The organism is Achromobacter sp. RW408 (assembly GCF_003184165.1).
Classification (GTDB): Bacteria; Pseudomonadota; Gammaproteobacteria; order Burkholderiales; family Burkholderiaceae_B; genus Achromobacter; species Achromobacter xylosoxidans.
This window is the reverse complement of record NZ_QHHO01000022.1, coordinates 227,029-242,700: the sequence shown is the minus strand read 5'-3', so window position 1 is coordinate 242,700 and position 15,672 is coordinate 227,029. Positions and strand designations below refer to the sequence as shown.

Here is a 15,672-nt window from a genome sequence, read left to right as displayed (position 1 = left end):
TTATTTCTTTGTTGGTCGGGCTTCGTAGGCCGCCCGTCACGGGGCGCGCAGGCGGTGAGCGCGCCAACGATTGCGGTCCGGAGCGTTCGCTCCGGACTTTCCCTTCGTCATCTTCGTTGTCGCCTGCGGCGACTGCCTCTCAAGAAACTCCACTTAAGTCATTGATACCTCGTTGGTTTCTCCTTAGGCGGTTAACGGCACCAAGCTGTAGCCCATGGTTTCTGCACGTTTTGTCAGGTGATGCAGGACGCGTTGGCGGTGGCGTTCTTCGTAGTACAGCTCACCTTGGTCGACGTATTCGGACCCTTTGGTCAGTAGGGTGTAAATCAGTCGAGCCAGTTTGTGCGCGGCTGCGGTGATGGCGCGCCGCTTGTCCAGGCGAGCGCACAGCCTTCGGTAGTAGGCGCCTAAAGCGGACTGGCTGTGACGTAGCGCCATGGCCGCCAGACGCAGGGCCTGTGCGGCGCGGTTGGGTGAGCGTTTGGTGGCGCCGTTCAGAACCTTGCCTCCGGAGATGCGTGTGCCCGGGCACAAGCCTAACCACGAAGCGAAGTGCTTGGCCGAAGGGAAGCGGTTCATGTCCGGACCGACCTCGGCCAGGACGGTAAAGGCAGTCATCTCGTCGATGCCGTTGATGCGGGTCAGGTCCACGCCGCACATGGCAAATAGATGCGTGCGCAGATCGAAGGCCATGGCCTTTTTGGGCCAGCGGCGCTGCGACTTGCCCGGATCGCCGTCATGGCGGTGCAGTTTGTGCAGTTCGGCTTGGATGTGCTGATCGCAATCGTTGAGCAGTTGTTGATAGGTGTCGTACAGGGCCAGCGCTTGCCGCAGCGCGAACAAGTGCTCGTGACGCCAGTTGCCTTGCAGCGCGGCAGCGATATCGTCCTCGCTGGCCTTGACCTGGCGCTTCTTCAGGCGGGCCAGTGCATGCGGGTCGCGCTCGCCGCCGACGATGGCGCGGATGATGGCCTGACCGGTGACCCCGACCACGTCCGACAGCACTTGCGTGAGCTGAATGTTCATCTGGGCAAGTGCCTTCTGCATGTGCTGCACGTGGCGCACCTGCGAGGCAAGCAGCATCTCGCGCTGGCGCGAGAACTCGCGCAAGACGCAAATCTCGTCAGAGGGACGGAAGGCGCCGGCCAACAGGCCATAGCTCATGAGCTGTTGCAGCCACTGGCAGTCCAGGACATCGGACTTGCGGCCCGAGACGTTCTTCACGTGACGGGCGTTGACTAGGTAAACGTTGAAACCCTGGCTATCGAGCAGCTCGTAAAGCGGGATCCAGTAAACGCCGGTGGACTCCATGGCCACGGCGGTAACGCCGCAGTCCTTGAGCCATTGCGCTAGGCGATACAAATCGGCCGTAAAGCTCTTGAACTCGCGGACAGGTTGGTCGTCGCGGTCATGAGGCACGGCGACGAAGTGGCTGGCCGACCCGATGTCGATGCCCGCGGCATCGGGATGGGCCAGGCTTAGGGTTGCATCGGACTTGCGAGGTGACATGGCTTGCTCCATCATCGCTAACGGAATGCCGCCAGGCATGGGTACGTCGTTGTACTCACTCTCTCAAACGGGATGCACGCGCTAAGCGTGTGCTCACCAATGTCGGTGACGTCACCCGGGGCCATGCTTCAGTACGGGCGTGGGCAAACACGCACCATTGGAAGGTCGGTCTTTACCTGAGCGGCATTCCACCTTGCCACAGGTGCAGCCACGAAGACAGTTTCTTCGTCACGGGCGTCGTGAATGACGACTATTGGGCTTCGGATTCCCTCGGGCGCATCTACACGCCCCGCGCCCCACCGGCCGCCGACGCCACGGGCTACAGCGTGATCACTTCACCGGCGCGGGGGCGAATCGTGTGCTTGGCGTTTTGGTGGAAGATCTAGTCGGGACGGAAGATTTTGCGGGGCCGCCAAAACCGGCCGCGCGGGCGGCCGGTTTTGGCATTTAGGGGGAGGTCGGGCGAGATGCGGAGGAATCGGTGAGGCAATGCCAGAGGTGTTCCGCTTGGAGGAATCCGGGATGCATCGCCAAGCATCTTCCCCGTCAGCCGTTCTTCCTCAGATCAGGCGCGCGCCAAGCCCGTCACGCACACGCCAGCCCCCATCGCGCGCCGCCACTCTCCTCCCCCCGACTGGACGGCACCCCAAGCAAGCAACCCGTCACCCGCGCGCAGCGCCAACGCGCCAAGCCAAGACACCGCGTAAGTTGCGGGCGGCCGCCCGGGCGGCGGGCAACCTCGATGCGCCCGACGGAATCCGAAGGCAGCCGCCGGCAGGCGGCAACGAGGATGAGGCAGGGGGGGGGCCGCCGAGGCCAGTCCGGAGCGAACGCTCCGGACCGCAATCGTGGGCGCCCGCCGCCCGGGCCGCCTGCCAGACGGGCGGCCTAAGAAAGCCCCCCGCCGCCAGCAGAAACAACCCAGCGACAAGCCAAATGCCGCCCTAAGCAGCAGCCTCTTCAGCCGCCGGCCCCACCTGCCCCACATACCGGCAATCCAGCTCCAGCGACAACTCATCCATCCCCAGAATCTCCACCTCCACCGCCGTCCCGCGCTCCAGCTCGGGCATCCCCCCGATCCGGGTGACGAGCGGGCAGTTGGCGAAGCGCACCAGGTCTTCGCGCAGCACGTGCGCCACGGTGCGGGTGATGTTGTGCTGCTTGAGCCAGCGCAGGCACCAGTAGCGCTCCATCGCGCTCTGGAACTCGGCCCAGGCCGCGTACTGCGCGTCGAACGCGCCGATGATCGCGAACAGGTCCGCGTCGCGCGGTTTGAAGGGAGCCACCAGGCGCGCCGAGACGCCGTGCTCGACGGCGGCGATCAGCTGCCACTGGTTCACCAGGTCGACGTAGCGGCGCAGCGGCGACGTGCTCCAGGCGTACTGCGGCACGCCGATGGCCTCGTGCGGCAGCGCCTGGGTGCTCATGCGCACACGGCCAGCCTGTTGCGAGCGGTAGATGCCCGGCACGCCGTGCTGGTTCAGCAGGCCGCCCCACAGGTTATTGGCCAGGATCATGTACTCGGCCACCATCCGGTCCAGCGGCGCGTTGCGCTGGCGCGGCACCAGGCGCACCGGGGTGTCGGGATCGTCGGGGTCGCCGTCCAGGTAGAAGCTGTACTCCACCCGCGAATTGTTCTCGGGCTTGCCGCGCACGTTCTCGCGCTGCGCCGACAAGGCCTGCGCCAGCTTCCACAGCGGGCGCAGCCAGTGGCCGTAGGGCAGGTCAGTGGAAGTGTCGTTCAGGCTGTCTTCGGTGACCTGGGCGTCCAGCATGTTGTGGCGCAGGTTTTCGCGCACCACCACGCGCTCCAGGCGCGTGTCGGATTCGATGATCTCGCCGGTCTCCGGGTTGGCCACCACGTACAGCGACAGCACCGGCACTTCGCGGCCCGCGTCCAGCGAGAAGGCCTTGATGACGTTGTCGGGCTGCATCGGGATCTTGTCGCCCGGCATGTAGACCGTGGACAGACGCGCGCGCGCCAGCTTGTCGAATTCGCTGTCGCGCGTCACCGTCAGGCCGGGCGCGGCCACGTGGATGCCGACGCGCAGGTTGCCGTCGGGCAGGGTGGAAACCGACAGGGCGTCGTCGATCTCGGTGGTGGTGACGTCGTCGACCGAATAGATCTCGGCGTCCGACAGCGGCAGTTCGCGGTCGATCGGCGGCAGTTCCAGCTCGGGAAAGGCCAGGCCCCGGGGAAAGTTCACCGCCAGGAAGCGGCGCTTGTGCAGCGCCAGGGCGTGCGGCCAGGCGCCCAGTTCCAGCAACAGGCGGTCGGGGCTCTTGCCGAGCCTGGCGCAGGCGGCGTCCAGCGCCTTCCATTGCTGCGAATTCTTGTCGGGCCGGATCAACAGCGATTCGGCGACCTGGGCGATGGGCTCGGGCAGGCGGCCGGCGGCCATCTCGTCCACCCATTCCTGCTGCTGTTCGGCCTGGCGCTGTTTCTTTTCCAGCGCGGCCAGGGCGGCGGCCAGGATGTCGGGCGGGGCAGGGCGGTAACTGCCCTTGCCGCGGCGGTGGAAATAGGCGGGCGCGCCATGCAGGCGCATCAACAGGGCGGCCTGCTCGACCGGGGTGGGGGCGTGGCCGAAATAGTCGGCCGCCAGGGCCGGGGACTCGAATTCCTCCTGGGGCGCGCATTCCCACAGGAATTGCAGGTCCAGGGTTTCGGCCAGCGCGGCCGCCTGGGCCATCAGCGCGGCGGGTTCGGGCGCGGCGAAATTGAACAGCGTATTGGCGCGCTTGATCTTGCTGCGCTTGCCCGACTCCGACTCCACCTGGAGGCTGGCGTCGGTTTCGGACAGGATATGGCCGGCCTTGAAGCTGCCGTCGTCTTCGTAAAACACATACATGGTGAGGGTCGTCCTGGGCGGCGCGCACGCGCCGCCTTGCGCAGCAATATAAAGAGTGTTGAGAGTTATCTGGGGTCGGTTGGAGCGCAGCCAAGGGCGAATTCGAGCACCTCGGGCATCCAGTCGGCGAAATCCGACAGGCCATGGTCGCTGCCGGCCACGATGCGCTGCCGGCAGCCCGCGTAGCGGTCACGCATTTCGCGCCAGTCCAGCACCTCGTCGCCGGTCGCCGCCACCAGGAAATACCGGTCCGGCTGGCTGATCCGGCTGACGTGCAGGGCGGCCAGTTCCTCCACGTATCCGGGCAGGAACTGGAATGGCGCGTCGGAATGATACATGCGGTGTTCGCCCACCTGGGTCGCCAGGTCCCGCGCCGCCTCGACCGCCGGGTTGAGCAGCACCGCCTTGCAACCTAGTTGCTCGGCCAGCCAGGTTGCGTAGAAACCGCCCAGCGACGAGCCGACCACGGTCAGCGCGCGCGGCTCGGTGGCACGCGCCAGTTGCTGGCGGGCGATGCCCAGCGCCAGATCGATGGCCTCGCGCGGGCTGGCCGGCAATTGCGGGCAGGCCCAATCGCCTTCCCGCCCGCGCGCGGCCATGGCGTCGGCCATCATGCGGGCCTTGAACGACGTCGGCGAGGAACGAAAGCCGTGCAGGTAAAGGATCATTTCGTGCCTTTCCGAGGGATCTGCCTGATGCGCGGCGGGGGCGCGGCCCTTCAGCCGCGCGCCTCCAGGGCCGTCAACAGCTTGCCGTGGATGCCGCCGAAGCCGCCGTTGCTCATCACCAGCACCTGGTCGCCAGGCCGGGCGGCCTGCACGACGGCCGCCACCAGGGCGTCGATGTCATCGTAACTGGAGGCGCGGTCGCCCAGCGGCGCCAGCACTTCGGCCGGGTTCCAGCCCAGCGCGTGCTTGCCGGCGCGGGCGCCGAAGCAGAACACCAGGTCGGCGTCGCGCAGGGAATCGGGCAGCCGGGCCGCCATGGCGCCCAGCTTCATGGTGTTGGAACGCGGTTCCAGCACGGCCAGGATACGGGCCGGGCCGACCTGGCGACGCAGGCCTTGCACCGTGGTGGCGATGGCGGTGGGGTGGTGGGCGAAGTCGTCGTAGACCTTGACGCCGTTGACCGTGCCGCGCAGTTCCATGCGGCGTTTCACGCCGCCGAAACGGCTCAGGGCCGCCACGCCTTCGGCCGCCGGCACGCCGGCGTGTTCGGCGGCGGCCAGCGCGGCCAGGGCGTTCATACGATTGTGCTCGCCGCCCAGGGCCCAGCGCACGGTTCCCACGGCGGCGCCATTGCAGCGCACCTCGAAGGCGCCGTCGGCATCGGGCGCGTCGGCCTGCCAGGCGCCGTCGGCGCCGAACGTGACGGTTTCGGACCAGCATCCGCGCGCAATCACCCGGTCCAGCGCGTCGGAGTGGGCGGGGCGGATGATGTGGCCGGAAGCCGGGATGGTGCGTACCAGGTGGTGGAATTGGGTTTCGATGGCCGCCAGATCCGGGAAGATGTCCGCGTGATCGTATTCCAGGTTGTTCAGGACGGCGGTGCGCGGGCGGTAGTGGACGAACTTCGAACGCTTGTCGAAGAAGGCCGTGTCGTATTCATCCGCCTCGATCACGAAGGGGCGGCGCGCGGGGTCGTAGCGCGCCGATACGTGCAGGTCCGGCGCGACGCCGCCGATCAGGAAGTTGGGGGCGAGACCCGCGGCTTCCAGGATCCAGGCCAGCATCGAACTGGTGGTGGTCTTGCCGTGGGTGCCGGCCACCGCCAGCACATGGGCGCCGGGCAGGATGTTGTCGCCCAGCCATTGCGGGCCCGACCCGTAGCGGGCGCCGGATTCCAGGATGGCTTCCATCAGCGGATTGCCGCGGCTGACCACGTTGCCGATCACGTACAGGTCCGGCTTGAGGGCCATCTGTTCGGGGCCGAAGCCCTCGATCAGCTCGATGCCCTGTTCGGACAACTGGGTGCTCATGGGCGGATAAACGCCCGCGTCGCAACCCGTGACCTTGTGGCCGGCGGCGCGCGCGATCAGCGCCAGGCCGCCCATGAACGTACCGCAGATGCCAAGAATATGCAGATGCATTGAAAAATCTCCTGCCTGCATTGTATATATAGGCAGCGGTCAAGCGCCGTCCAGGCCGCGGCGGCGCAAACCGGCCGCAACGGTTATGATCGCGCCATGAATCGACGCCTACTCCTTTCCGCCGCCGTGGCCGTGGCCGCCACGGTCGCGGGTGGCTACACCCTGCTGGGCCGCAACAAGCCCCAGCCCGCGGCGCCCGCCGCCGAGGATCCCGTCGCCGCCCTGATGCAGTTGCAATTGCCCGACCTGAACGGCGCGACCCAGTCGCTGGTCGCCTGGAAGGGCCAGCCCATCGTGGTCAATTTCTGGGCAACCTGGTGCGCGCCTTGCGTCAAGGAAATGCCCGAACTCGACGCGTTGCAGAAAAAATATCCGCAAATCAAGTTTGTCGGCATCGGCGTGGATTCTGCCGCCAACATGCAAAAATTTGTCGAGAAAGTACAGGTTTCCTATCCGTTGTGGGTCATCGGCGCTGGGGCCATCGATACCTTGCGCAAGCTGGGAAATCCGAGCGGCGGCCTGCCGTTTACCATTGTTTTCAACGCAGATGGCAGCATTAACCGGAAGATATTGGGTGAAATCCAGCCCGATGACCTCGACCGGACGCTCTCTGGTTTGAAGGCGTAAGTCTGTTGGACAAATAGTAGGAATTGGCGTAAAAAGCTGGTTTATCGGCTGTTTTGCCAACAATTGGCAATCCACTCATTGGCAAGCGCATGGCGCAAAACATACTGGTATTGCATGGCCCGAATCTGAACCTGCTCGGCACCCGGGAACCTCACATCTACGGCAGCCTCACGCTGTCCCAGATCAACGAGGGCCTGGAGCGGCTGGCCGGTGATTTGGGCGCCACGCTGAGCGCGTGGCAAGGCAATCACGAAGGCGCGCTGGTTGACCGCATTCAGGCGGCCCGGCAAGACGGCACCGATTTCATCATCATCAACGCGGCGGCATATACGCACACCAGCGTCGCGATCCGCGATGCGCTGGCCGGGGTCGCGATCCCATTTATTGAAGTACATTTGTCCAACCTGTATAAGCGAGAGCCCTTCAGGCATCACTCATACCTGTCCGACTTGGCGGTAGGCCTCATCAGCGGCCTGGGCGCGGACGGTTACGAAGCGGCTCTGCGTTACGCAGTGCGGCATTGATCTCGCACCAACTCTCAGCTTTTACATCTTATATGGCGCGGACCCGACGACCGGGACGTTGCCGACACTATCTCGGGAAGCAGCTTCTATGGACCTTCGAAAACTCAAAACCCTGATCGACCTGGTGGCTGAATCGGGCATCGCCGAGCTGGAAATCACCGAAGGCGAAGGCAAGGTTCGCATCGTCAAGTTCTCGCAGACCCTGCAGCCGGTGGCCTACCACCAGCCGGAAGCCGGCGTCGCCGTCGCCCCGGTTGCGCCCGCCGCCCCGGCCGCGCCCGCCGCCGCCGCGGCCGAAGCCGCTCCGGTGATCCAGGGCCACGTGGTCAAGGCGCCGATGGTCGGCACCTTCTACCGCTCGCCGAACCCGGGCGCCGCGCCGTTCATCGACGTGGGCCAGTCGGTCAAGGAAGGCGATCCGCTGTGCATCATTGAAGCCATGAAGCTGCTCAATGAAATCGAAGCCGACAAGTCCGGCGTCATCAAAGAAATCCTGGTCGAAAACGGCGAGCCCGTCGAGTACGGTCAACCCCTGTTCGTCATTGGCTGATAGCTGAAAATGTTCGAAAAAATCCTGATCGCCAACCGGGGCGAAATCGCCCTGCGCATTCAGCGCGCCTGCCGCGAGCTGGGCATCAAGACCGTGGTGGTGCACTCCGAGGCCGACCGCGAAGCCAAGTACGTGCGCCTGGCCGATGAATCCGTGTGCATCGGGCCCGCGCCGTCGCGCGAAAGCTACCTCAACATGCCGGCCATCATTTCGGCGGCCGAAGTCACGGATTCCGAGGCAATCCACCCGGGTTACGGGTTCTTGTCCGAAAATGCCGACTTCGCCGATCGCGTCGAAAAGAGCGGCTTCGTCTTCATCGGCCCGCGTCCCGACACGATCCGCCTGATGGGCGACAAGGTCAGCGCCAAGCGCGCCATGATCGAAGCCGGCGTGCCGGTGGTGCCGGGTTCCGAAGGCGCGTTGCCCGACGATCCGCAGGAAATCATCCGCGTTGCGCGCGAAGTCGGTTATCCGGTCATCATCAAGGCCGCCGGCGGCGGCGGTGGCCGTGGCATGCGCGTGGTGTACACCGAGGCCGCGCTGCTGAACGCCGTCACCATGACGCGTTCGGAAGCGGGCGCCGCGTTCAACAACCCGGAAGTCTATATGGAGAAGTTCCTCGAGAACCCGCGCCATGTGGAAATCCAGGTGCTGGCCGACGGCGGTCGCAACGCCGTGTGGCTGGGCGAGCGCGACTGCTCCATGCAGCGCCGCCACCAGAAGGTCATCGAGGAAGCGCCGGCCCCCGGCATCGCGCGCCGCCTGATCGAGCGCATCGGCGACCGCTGCGCCGACGCCTGCCGCAAGATGGGCTACCGTGGCGCGGGCACGTTCGAGTTCCTGTATGAAAACGGCGAGTTCTATTTCATTGAAATGAACACCCGCATCCAGGTCGAACACCCGGTCACCGAGCTGATCACCGGCGTCGACCTGGTGCAGCAGCAGATCCTGATCGCCGCCGGCGAGAAGTTCACGCTGCGCCAGCGCGACATCACCTTCAAGGGCCACGCGATCGAGTGCCGCATCAACGCCGAGGATCCGTTCCGCTTCGTGCCCAGCCCTGGCCGCATCACCAACTGGCACACGCCGGGCGGCCCGGGCGTGCGCATCGATTCGCACGCGTTCAACGGCTACTTCGTGCCGCCGAACTATGATTCGATGATCGCCAAGGTCATCACCTACGGCGACACGCGCGACCAGGCGCTGGCGCGCATGCGCACCGCGCTGTCGGAAATGGTGGTGGAAGGCATTTCCACCAACATCCCGCTGCATCGCGAACTGCTGCAGGATGCCCGCTTCGTCGAAGGCGGCACCAGCATCCACTATCTGGAAAACAAGCTGGCCCAGCGTCCCTGACCAGCCGATAGCAGGGGGGCTCAGGCCCCCCTTTTACTGCCTTAACCGGCTGACCGGGCCGCGGCGTTTGCCGCGGCCCGTTGGCCAGATGGAAGAATCATCATGCGTGAACTCGTGCTCCACTGCCAGGAGGCGCAAGCCGAAGCCCTGTCCGATGCGTTGCTGGAGGCGGGCGTGCTGTCGGTGTCCGTCGAGGATGCCGACCTGGGCACCGATGATGAGCGTCCGCTGTTCGGCGAGCCGGGCACCGAACCCGACGTGCAGGCCTGGGAACGCAACCGCGTCGTGGCCCTGCTGCCGGACGGCGCCGATCCCGCGCAGATCATGGAAGAAGCCGCCGCGGCGGGCGAACTCGATCCCGCGCTGTTTGCCGGCTGGAGCCTGCGCGACGTGCCCGACGCCGACTGGGTGCGCCTGACGCAATCGCAGTTCGGCCCCATCCACATCGCCGAACGCCTCTGGATCGTACCCAGCTGGCACCGCGACAGCCCGGACGTGCCGGGCCTGGAAACGCCCGCCGCCGAGGACGGCGCCATCCACATCGAACTCGATCCGGGCCTGGCCTTCGGCACCGGCAGCCATCCGACCACGCACCTGTGCCTGGCCTGGCTGGAAGCCGAACTGCCCAAGGGCGCGACCCTGCTGGACTACGGCTGCGGCTCGGGCATCCTGGCGATTGCCGCGCGCAAGCTGGGCGCGGGCCCGACCCAGGCCGTCGATATCGACGCCCAGGCGGTGCAGAGCACGGTCTTCAACGCCGAGGTCAACCACGTCGAGCTGCAGGCCATGCTGCCCGACGGCCTGGCCGACGGCACCTTCGAGGTCGTGGTGGCCAACATCCTGTCCAACCCGCTCAAGGTGCTGGCGCCCATGCTGGCCGGCCGCGTGGCCGCCGGCGGCCACCTGGTGCTGTCCGGCGTGCTGGAACGGCAGGCCGAGGAAGTGGCCGCCGCCTACGCGCCCTGGATCGCCATGTCGGTCTGGCGCGCCCGTGATGGCTGGGTCTGCCTGCACGGCCAGAAGGCCTGAGCCCGGTTCCGCAGGATCCCGCGCCATGGCCCTGACCACCCGCTGCCCGCAATGCGGTACATCGTTCAAGGTGGTGCCCGACCAGCTTCGGGTCCGCAACGGCCTGGTGCGCTGCGGCGCCTGCGCCACCGTGTTCGACGGCCGCGCCTGCCTGCTGCCCGAGACGGGCGCGGGCATGCCGGCCGCGGCCATTCCCGCTTCGAACACGCCAATCGCGGCGCCTGCGCCCGCCGCGTCGCAGGCGATCGCCGCGCCGGTCCTGGGGACGCCGCCGGCGCCGCCTGTCGCCGACGGGGCGCCGCCGCCGGTGCGGCGTCCGTCTGTCGAACCGCGCGAGGTCGCGCCCTGGGACGACCTGCCCGATGAGCCCGCCTCGCCGGGCATTCATCCGGGAGCCAGCGGCGCGTCCCCGGCCGCCGCCCCGTCTGTCGCGCCGACCGATGAACCGGCCCCCCGGCCTCTCGCGTCCGCCGTGCCGCCCGCCGTGCTGCGCGGCCGCGACGACATCCGCCGCCGCATCGAACCCGACGCCGCGCTGGCGGAAGAGGGCGACGATGACGAAGACGAAAATGAAGACCTGGATCGCTACGACGACGAACCGCGCCTGAGCCATGCGCCGCCGCGCTGGCCGGCGCCGGCCGCGCCGCGCGACGAGCCCATCGTGGCGGTGCGCGACAGCGCGAACCACGAGGCGCCGCGCCATGCCCGGCCCGCCGAACCGGTATTCGTGGTGCGTGACGACGCGCGGCCCACGCCGCCCGGCGATGACGATGAGATCGGCCTGCGTCATCCCGATGACGATGACCAGGACGCCGACGACAGGCGCGACCTCGACGGCGCCGCCGAACCGATCCTGGGAGACACGCGCACGCGCTATTCCAGCGCCACCGACGTCGGTCGCGCGCCGCCCGAATTCCTGGACCAGGATCGCCAGGAGTGCCATGGCCTGCTGCGCAAGCTGTGGGGCTACGCCTGCCTGATCGGCCTGCTCGCGCTGGGCTTGCAGCTGCTGTACGTGTACCGCATCAACATTGCCAATTCCGTGCCGGTGCTGCGGCCGGCGCTCGAAGCCGCCTGCAAGCCGCTGGGCTGCACGGTCGGTTACGCGCGCCGCCTGGAGCGCATCGCCATCTCTTCGTCGTCGTTACAGCCGCCCACGGGCGCGGCCGCCATCGATGACGGCCGCACGCGGCTGGTGCTGAACCTGGTGCTGCGCAATCGCTACGACAAGCCGCAACATTGGCCGGCGCTGGTGCTGGACCTGACTGATTTGTCGGACACGGTGGTGGTGCGCCGCGTGCTGATGCCCGAGAATTACCTGACGCCCGAACAACTGCGCGGCCCCTTCGGGCCGGCGGGCGAACTGAAGATTTCCGTGCCGATTGAAGTGACCGGTGTTCAAGTCAACGGCTATCAACTCGACAAGTTCTTTCCTTGAAGGATGACATTCATGGCGACCCCCGTTCTGGTCTGCGGTTCGATGGCGTTCGACACCATCGCGGTGTTCGAAGGCCGCTTCAAAGAGCACATCCTGGCCGACCGCATCCAATCCCTGAGCGTGTCGTTCCTGGTGCCCAGCATGCGCAAGGAATACGGCGGTTGCTCCGGCAACATTGCCTACAACATGAATCTGCTGGGCGGCAAGCCGGTGCCGGTGGCCACCGTGGGCGAGGACGCCGGTGAATACCTCGAGCGCCTGACCGGCCTGGGCATCGACGTGAGCCGCGTCAAGGTGGTGCCGGGCACGTTCACCGCGCAATGCTTCATCACCACGGACCTGGACGACAACCAGATCACCGCGTTCCACCCGGGCGCCATGTCGTTCTCGGCCAGCAATGACCTGAGCGATGCCAAGGCGAGCTGGGGCATCGTCGCCCCGGATGCCAAGGAAGGCATGTTCGCCCACGCCGAACGCCTGCACCGCAGCGGCATCCCCTTCATCTTCGACCTGGGCCAGGCCATGCCGCTGTTCGACGGCGCCGACCTGGAACGCATGCTCGGCCTGGCCCAGGCCCTGACCGTCAACGATTACGAGGCCGGCGTGGTCGAGCAGCGCACGGGCCGCAGCATGGCGGACATCGCCACCGGTTTGCAGGCGGTGGTCGTCACCCGCGGCGCCGAAGGCGCCACGCTGCTGACCGAAGGCAAGAGCTTCCAGATCGAACCGGTGCGCGCCACCCAGGTGGTCGATCCCACCGGCTGCGGCGACGCCCAGCGGGGCGGCCTGCTCTACGGCTTGACCAGCGGCTGGAATTGGGAAGACAGCTGCCGCCTGGGCAACGTCATGGGCGCCATCAAGATCGCCTCGCGCGGTCCGCAGAACCATGCCCCGTCGCGCGCCGAGATCGACGCCGTGCTGCACGCCACCTACGGCATCCACCTGCCGGCCTGAGCCCGTTTCGGGTTGACGATCCGGCTGCGGCGGGAACCCGGCCGCGTGGCAATGGTCGAATAGCCGGCAAAAACAGGCCGTGGCGGTTTAGCGCCGCGGCCGGTTCGCAAGCTGGTTTTCCGCCCGTGGCGGTGCGTTTCAGTGTGTTGCACGTTAGGCTGCCGTCCCCGTAGGGCGGAGTATTATCAGATCGTCGGCTGTGCCCGATCGAGGAGTCCAAATGAACCAAAGCAAAACCTTTTCCTTGTTGACGCCGCGTACCGGCCGGTGGCTGGCCGTGGCTGCCGTCGTGACCTCGATGGCAGTCCTGGGCGGTTGCGCCAATCGCAGCGCGTCCAGCGGTGTGTATAGCTATGATCAAGCCCAGCGCGAACAGATCGTCCGCACGGGCACGGTGACGGGCGTGCGCCCCATCGTCATCCAGAACGACAAGTCCAGCGGCGTCGGCATGCTGGCTGGCGGCGCGCTGGGTGGCGTGGCAGGTAACGCCATCGGTGGCGGCACGGGCCGTACCATCGCCACGGTCGGCGGCGCCATCCTGGGCGCACTGGCCGGCAATGCCGTGGAAAACCAGGTTGGCAAGAATTCCGGCTACGAAATCACGGTGCGCCTGGATAACGGCGAAACCCGCGTCGTGGCCCAGGAAGCCGATGTGCCGATCAGCGTCGGCCAGCGTGTGCAGGTCATCAGCGGCGCCGGTCCGACCCGCGTCACGCCGATGTAATCCTTCTGGCGCCTGCCACCCCCCGAAGCCCGCGCATGCGGGCTTTTTTTCGTTCCGGCGGGCGGCTGGACAATCGCCTTGGTGGCTGGGGACAGGGCAGTCAGCGAGGCGAGGAGGGGATTCTGTCGCTCCGCTGCAACGCAACACCCGGGATTTACCCCAAGACGTTACCTTTTCGAGCCATTTATAGCGATTTGGTCTGTAAGTTTCATGGCGATTCAACGGTTGAAGTGCCATGATGGCACCCGTGAACGAAGTCGCCGCGTGAATTTGATGTAACCAAGTGCATCGGCGACTCCTTCCGGAAGGCTGAAATCTGTCAGACGACTTTCAGCTGATTTCTATATACTCGCCGTCCAGAAACTCGGGGCGGGGATGATTTTTGCCAACGAGGCAATGTAACGCCGTACTAGCTATGCACACCGAGCAAGAACTCCACACCAAGATCGGCGCGATCGTCGAGTCGATCGTCATGAAGAAAGTCACTCCCGATACGCAACTGATTGCCACCGGCCTGGTCGATTCGCTCGCCGCCGTGGATATCACGCTGGCGGTCGAGGCGGAGTACGGCTGCAGCATCCCGGCTCCCGAGATCGCCGAACATCTGCAGTCGGTACGCACGCTCGCCGGCTATGTCGCTGCCAATCTTTCGTAATCCCCGCCTGCTGTCCCACGCCGCGGCCGCCATCACGGCGGCGGCGCTGGCGTACGGGGCTTTTTGCGGCGCGGATGACGTACTGTCCCGGATTGTCCGCCCCGTTTCCACGGTGGCGTCGGACAAGAACAACTATCTGCCCAACCTGGGGCCGGATTGGGGCACGCAGCACGTCAACCTGAATCGCCTGGGCAATGCGCTCAGCGACGGCACGTTGGTGGTGCTGGGTTCGTCCGAGCTGTCCAGCCACGACTTGCGCTTCGTTCCCTACCGTTTCTTCCCCGAAGAACTGAAGGTACCGACGCTGGCCTATGGGCACGCGATGTTCCAGTCCTACGGCATCGTCAGCGTGCTGGAATCCGTCGCGGATTCACTGACCCCCAACACGCGCCTGGTGATCATGGTGTCGCCGGCCTGGTTCGCCTCGGGCGGCCAGCTGCCTCGCAGCGCGTTCGCCGAACACGTCACCGGCCCGGTCTGGGATCGTCTCTGGGACAAGCCCAGCACGCGCGAACAGATGCAGAACTGGATCAGCGACAACGCCAACTGGGGCTTGCTCTGGCTGATCGCCAACGGCCAGGTTGCCGAGCTCAAGGACAAGCTGTCGCTGTGGTGGAACGCGCGCAAGGAACCCGCGCCAGATCGTCCGCGCAGCAAGCTGTCGGTGCCCGCGCATCGCTTCGTGACATGGCCCTCGTCGGCGCGGCTCAACCCGGGCCAATGGTCGCGCCTTACGCACGAAGCGCGCGAAGTCGAACACCAGCTGGGCGGCAACAACCCCTACGACGTGCGCGACGACTACTACAAGCAATACCTGGCGCCCTTGTATTCGCCGGCGCGAAACGAGTTCGCCGACGTCGATCCGCTCACGCGCACCGAGCTGGGCGACCTGTCGCGTGTCATGGCCCTGTTGCAACGGCGCAAGGTCAAGGCCTACTTCGTGATCCAGCCGTTCAATCCCAAGCTCATCCTCGACGTCGAACGCTTCGATCCGGTGGTGGCCGCCATTACCGGCATGTGCCAGCGCTACCAGATGGGTTGCCTGGATATGTACAGCATTCCCTTCGAGCCGGGCATGGTGCGCGATGACATGCATCTGGCCGAACTCGGTTGGGCGATGGCGGACCAGGGCATTGCGGAGTACTTTTCCCGATGAATCTCATTCCAGGCGCCGATGCGGCGCAAGGCGAAGCCGGCCAGAAGCAGGGCGCCCGCAAGGCGGCCAAGGCCTGGGGGCGGCGCTTCTTCTGGCACCTGTGCCTGTATATCGGGGTGATCCTGGTGTTCGTGCTGCAGGCGCAGCCCACCACGGGCAGCGGCGGACCTATCAAGGTCGAATTCCAATATCAACAGTTCTGACCGCAG

Annotated in this window: 15 protein-coding genes; 11 read left to right on the top strand and 4 right to left on the bottom strand. The window is 66.1% G+C overall.

The window, feature by feature from the left end:
- Positions 1 to 183: 183 nt before the first annotated feature.
- The 4 genes from DK459_RS03340 to mpl all read right to left on the bottom strand — a co-directional run bounded on the left by DK459_RS03340 (position 184) and on the right by mpl (position 6,450).
- Positions 184 to 1,521: an IS110 family transposase gene (locus DK459_RS03340; protein ID WP_370445582.1), complete on the bottom strand. Its 1,338-nt coding sequence runs from the start codon at positions 1,519 to 1,521 to the stop codon at positions 184 to 186.
- A 932-nt stretch (positions 1,522 to 2,453) separates the two neighbouring features.
- The gene (locus DK459_RS03335; protein ID WP_110134452.1) at positions 2,454 to 4,361 is read right to left on the bottom strand and encodes a ribonuclease catalytic domain-containing protein; all 1,908 of its coding nucleotides are present in this window, start codon (positions 4,359 to 4,361) and stop codon (positions 2,454 to 2,456) included.
- Positions 4,362 to 4,426: 65 nt separating this feature from the next.
- On the bottom strand, positions 4,427 to 5,029 hold the full coding sequence (locus DK459_RS03330) for a YqiA/YcfP family alpha/beta fold hydrolase (RefSeq protein ID WP_026383200.1): 603 nt from the start codon (positions 5,027 to 5,029) through the stop codon (positions 4,427 to 4,429).
- A 50-nt stretch (positions 5,030 to 5,079) separates the two neighbouring features.
- Entirely contained in the window at positions 5,080 to 6,450 is a 1,371-nt protein-coding gene (mpl, locus tag DK459_RS03325; RefSeq protein WP_110134451.1) for a UDP-N-acetylmuramate:L-alanyl-gamma-D-glutamyl-meso-diaminopimelate ligase, read from the bottom strand.
- Positions 6,451 to 6,546: 96 nt separating this feature from the next.
- Between mpl and DK459_RS03320 the strand changes: the two genes are divergently transcribed.
- The 11 genes from DK459_RS03320 to DK459_RS30695 all read left to right on the top strand — a co-directional run bounded on the left by DK459_RS03320 (position 6,547) and on the right by DK459_RS30695 (position 15,666).
- Positions 6,547 to 7,077, top strand: a complete 531-nt coding sequence (locus DK459_RS03320) for a TlpA disulfide reductase family protein (protein ID WP_110134450.1) — start codon at positions 6,547 to 6,549, stop codon at positions 7,075 to 7,077.
- 89 nt (positions 7,078 to 7,166) lie between these two features.
- The gene (gene aroQ / locus DK459_RS03315) at positions 7,167 to 7,601 is read left to right on the top strand and encodes a type II 3-dehydroquinate dehydratase (protein WP_006388602.1); all 435 of its coding nucleotides are present in this window, start codon (positions 7,167 to 7,169) and stop codon (positions 7,599 to 7,601) included.
- 88 nt (positions 7,602 to 7,689) lie between these two features.
- Entirely contained in the window at positions 7,690 to 8,151 is a 462-nt protein-coding gene (accB, locus tag DK459_RS03310; RefSeq protein WP_006388603.1) for an acetyl-CoA carboxylase biotin carboxyl carrier protein, read from the top strand.
- A gap of 9 nt (positions 8,152 to 8,160) precedes the next feature.
- The gene (gene accC / locus DK459_RS03305) at positions 8,161 to 9,507 is read left to right on the top strand and encodes an acetyl-CoA carboxylase biotin carboxylase subunit (RefSeq protein WP_006388604.1); all 1,347 of its coding nucleotides are present in this window, start codon (positions 8,161 to 8,163) and stop codon (positions 9,505 to 9,507) included.
- Between the two features lie 102 nt (positions 9,508 to 9,609).
- Complete coding sequence (prmA, locus tag DK459_RS03300) at positions 9,610 to 10,536, top strand: 50S ribosomal protein L11 methyltransferase (RefSeq protein WP_006388605.1); 927 nt, start codon at positions 9,610 to 9,612, stop codon at positions 10,534 to 10,536.
- Positions 10,537 to 10,561: 25 nt separating this feature from the next.
- Entirely contained in the window at positions 10,562 to 11,974 is a 1,413-nt protein-coding gene (locus tag DK459_RS03295; protein WP_110134449.1) for a DUF3426 domain-containing protein, read from the top strand.
- A 12-nt stretch (positions 11,975 to 11,986) separates the two neighbouring features.
- On the top strand, positions 11,987 to 12,928 hold the full coding sequence (locus DK459_RS03290; protein WP_024067683.1) for a carbohydrate kinase family protein: 942 nt from the start codon (positions 11,987 to 11,989) through the stop codon (positions 12,926 to 12,928).
- 220 nt (positions 12,929 to 13,148) lie between these two features.
- Positions 13,149 to 13,652 (top strand): glycine zipper 2TM domain-containing protein, encoded by a 504-nt coding sequence (locus tag DK459_RS03285; RefSeq protein ID WP_006388608.1) that lies wholly within the window; start codon positions 13,149 to 13,151, stop codon positions 13,650 to 13,652.
- Positions 13,653 to 14,067: 415 nt separating this feature from the next.
- Complete coding sequence (locus tag DK459_RS03280) at positions 14,068 to 14,307, top strand: acyl carrier protein (protein WP_006388609.1); 240 nt, start codon at positions 14,068 to 14,070, stop codon at positions 14,305 to 14,307.
- Positions 14,285 to 15,463, top strand: a complete 1,179-nt coding sequence (locus tag DK459_RS03275) for a D-alanyl-lipoteichoic acid biosynthesis protein DltD (protein WP_006388610.1) — start codon at positions 14,285 to 14,287, stop codon at positions 15,461 to 15,463. The genes DK459_RS03280 and DK459_RS03275 overlap by 23 nt, the downstream gene beginning before the upstream one ends.
- Positions 15,460 to 15,666 carry a hypothetical protein gene (locus DK459_RS30695; RefSeq protein ID WP_053498818.1) on the top strand — a complete coding sequence of 69 codons (207 nt, stop codon included), beginning with the start codon at positions 15,460 to 15,462 and terminating at the stop codon, positions 15,664 to 15,666. The genes DK459_RS03275 and DK459_RS30695 overlap by 4 nt, the downstream gene beginning before the upstream one ends.
- Positions 15,667 to 15,672: the final 6 nt, after the last annotated feature.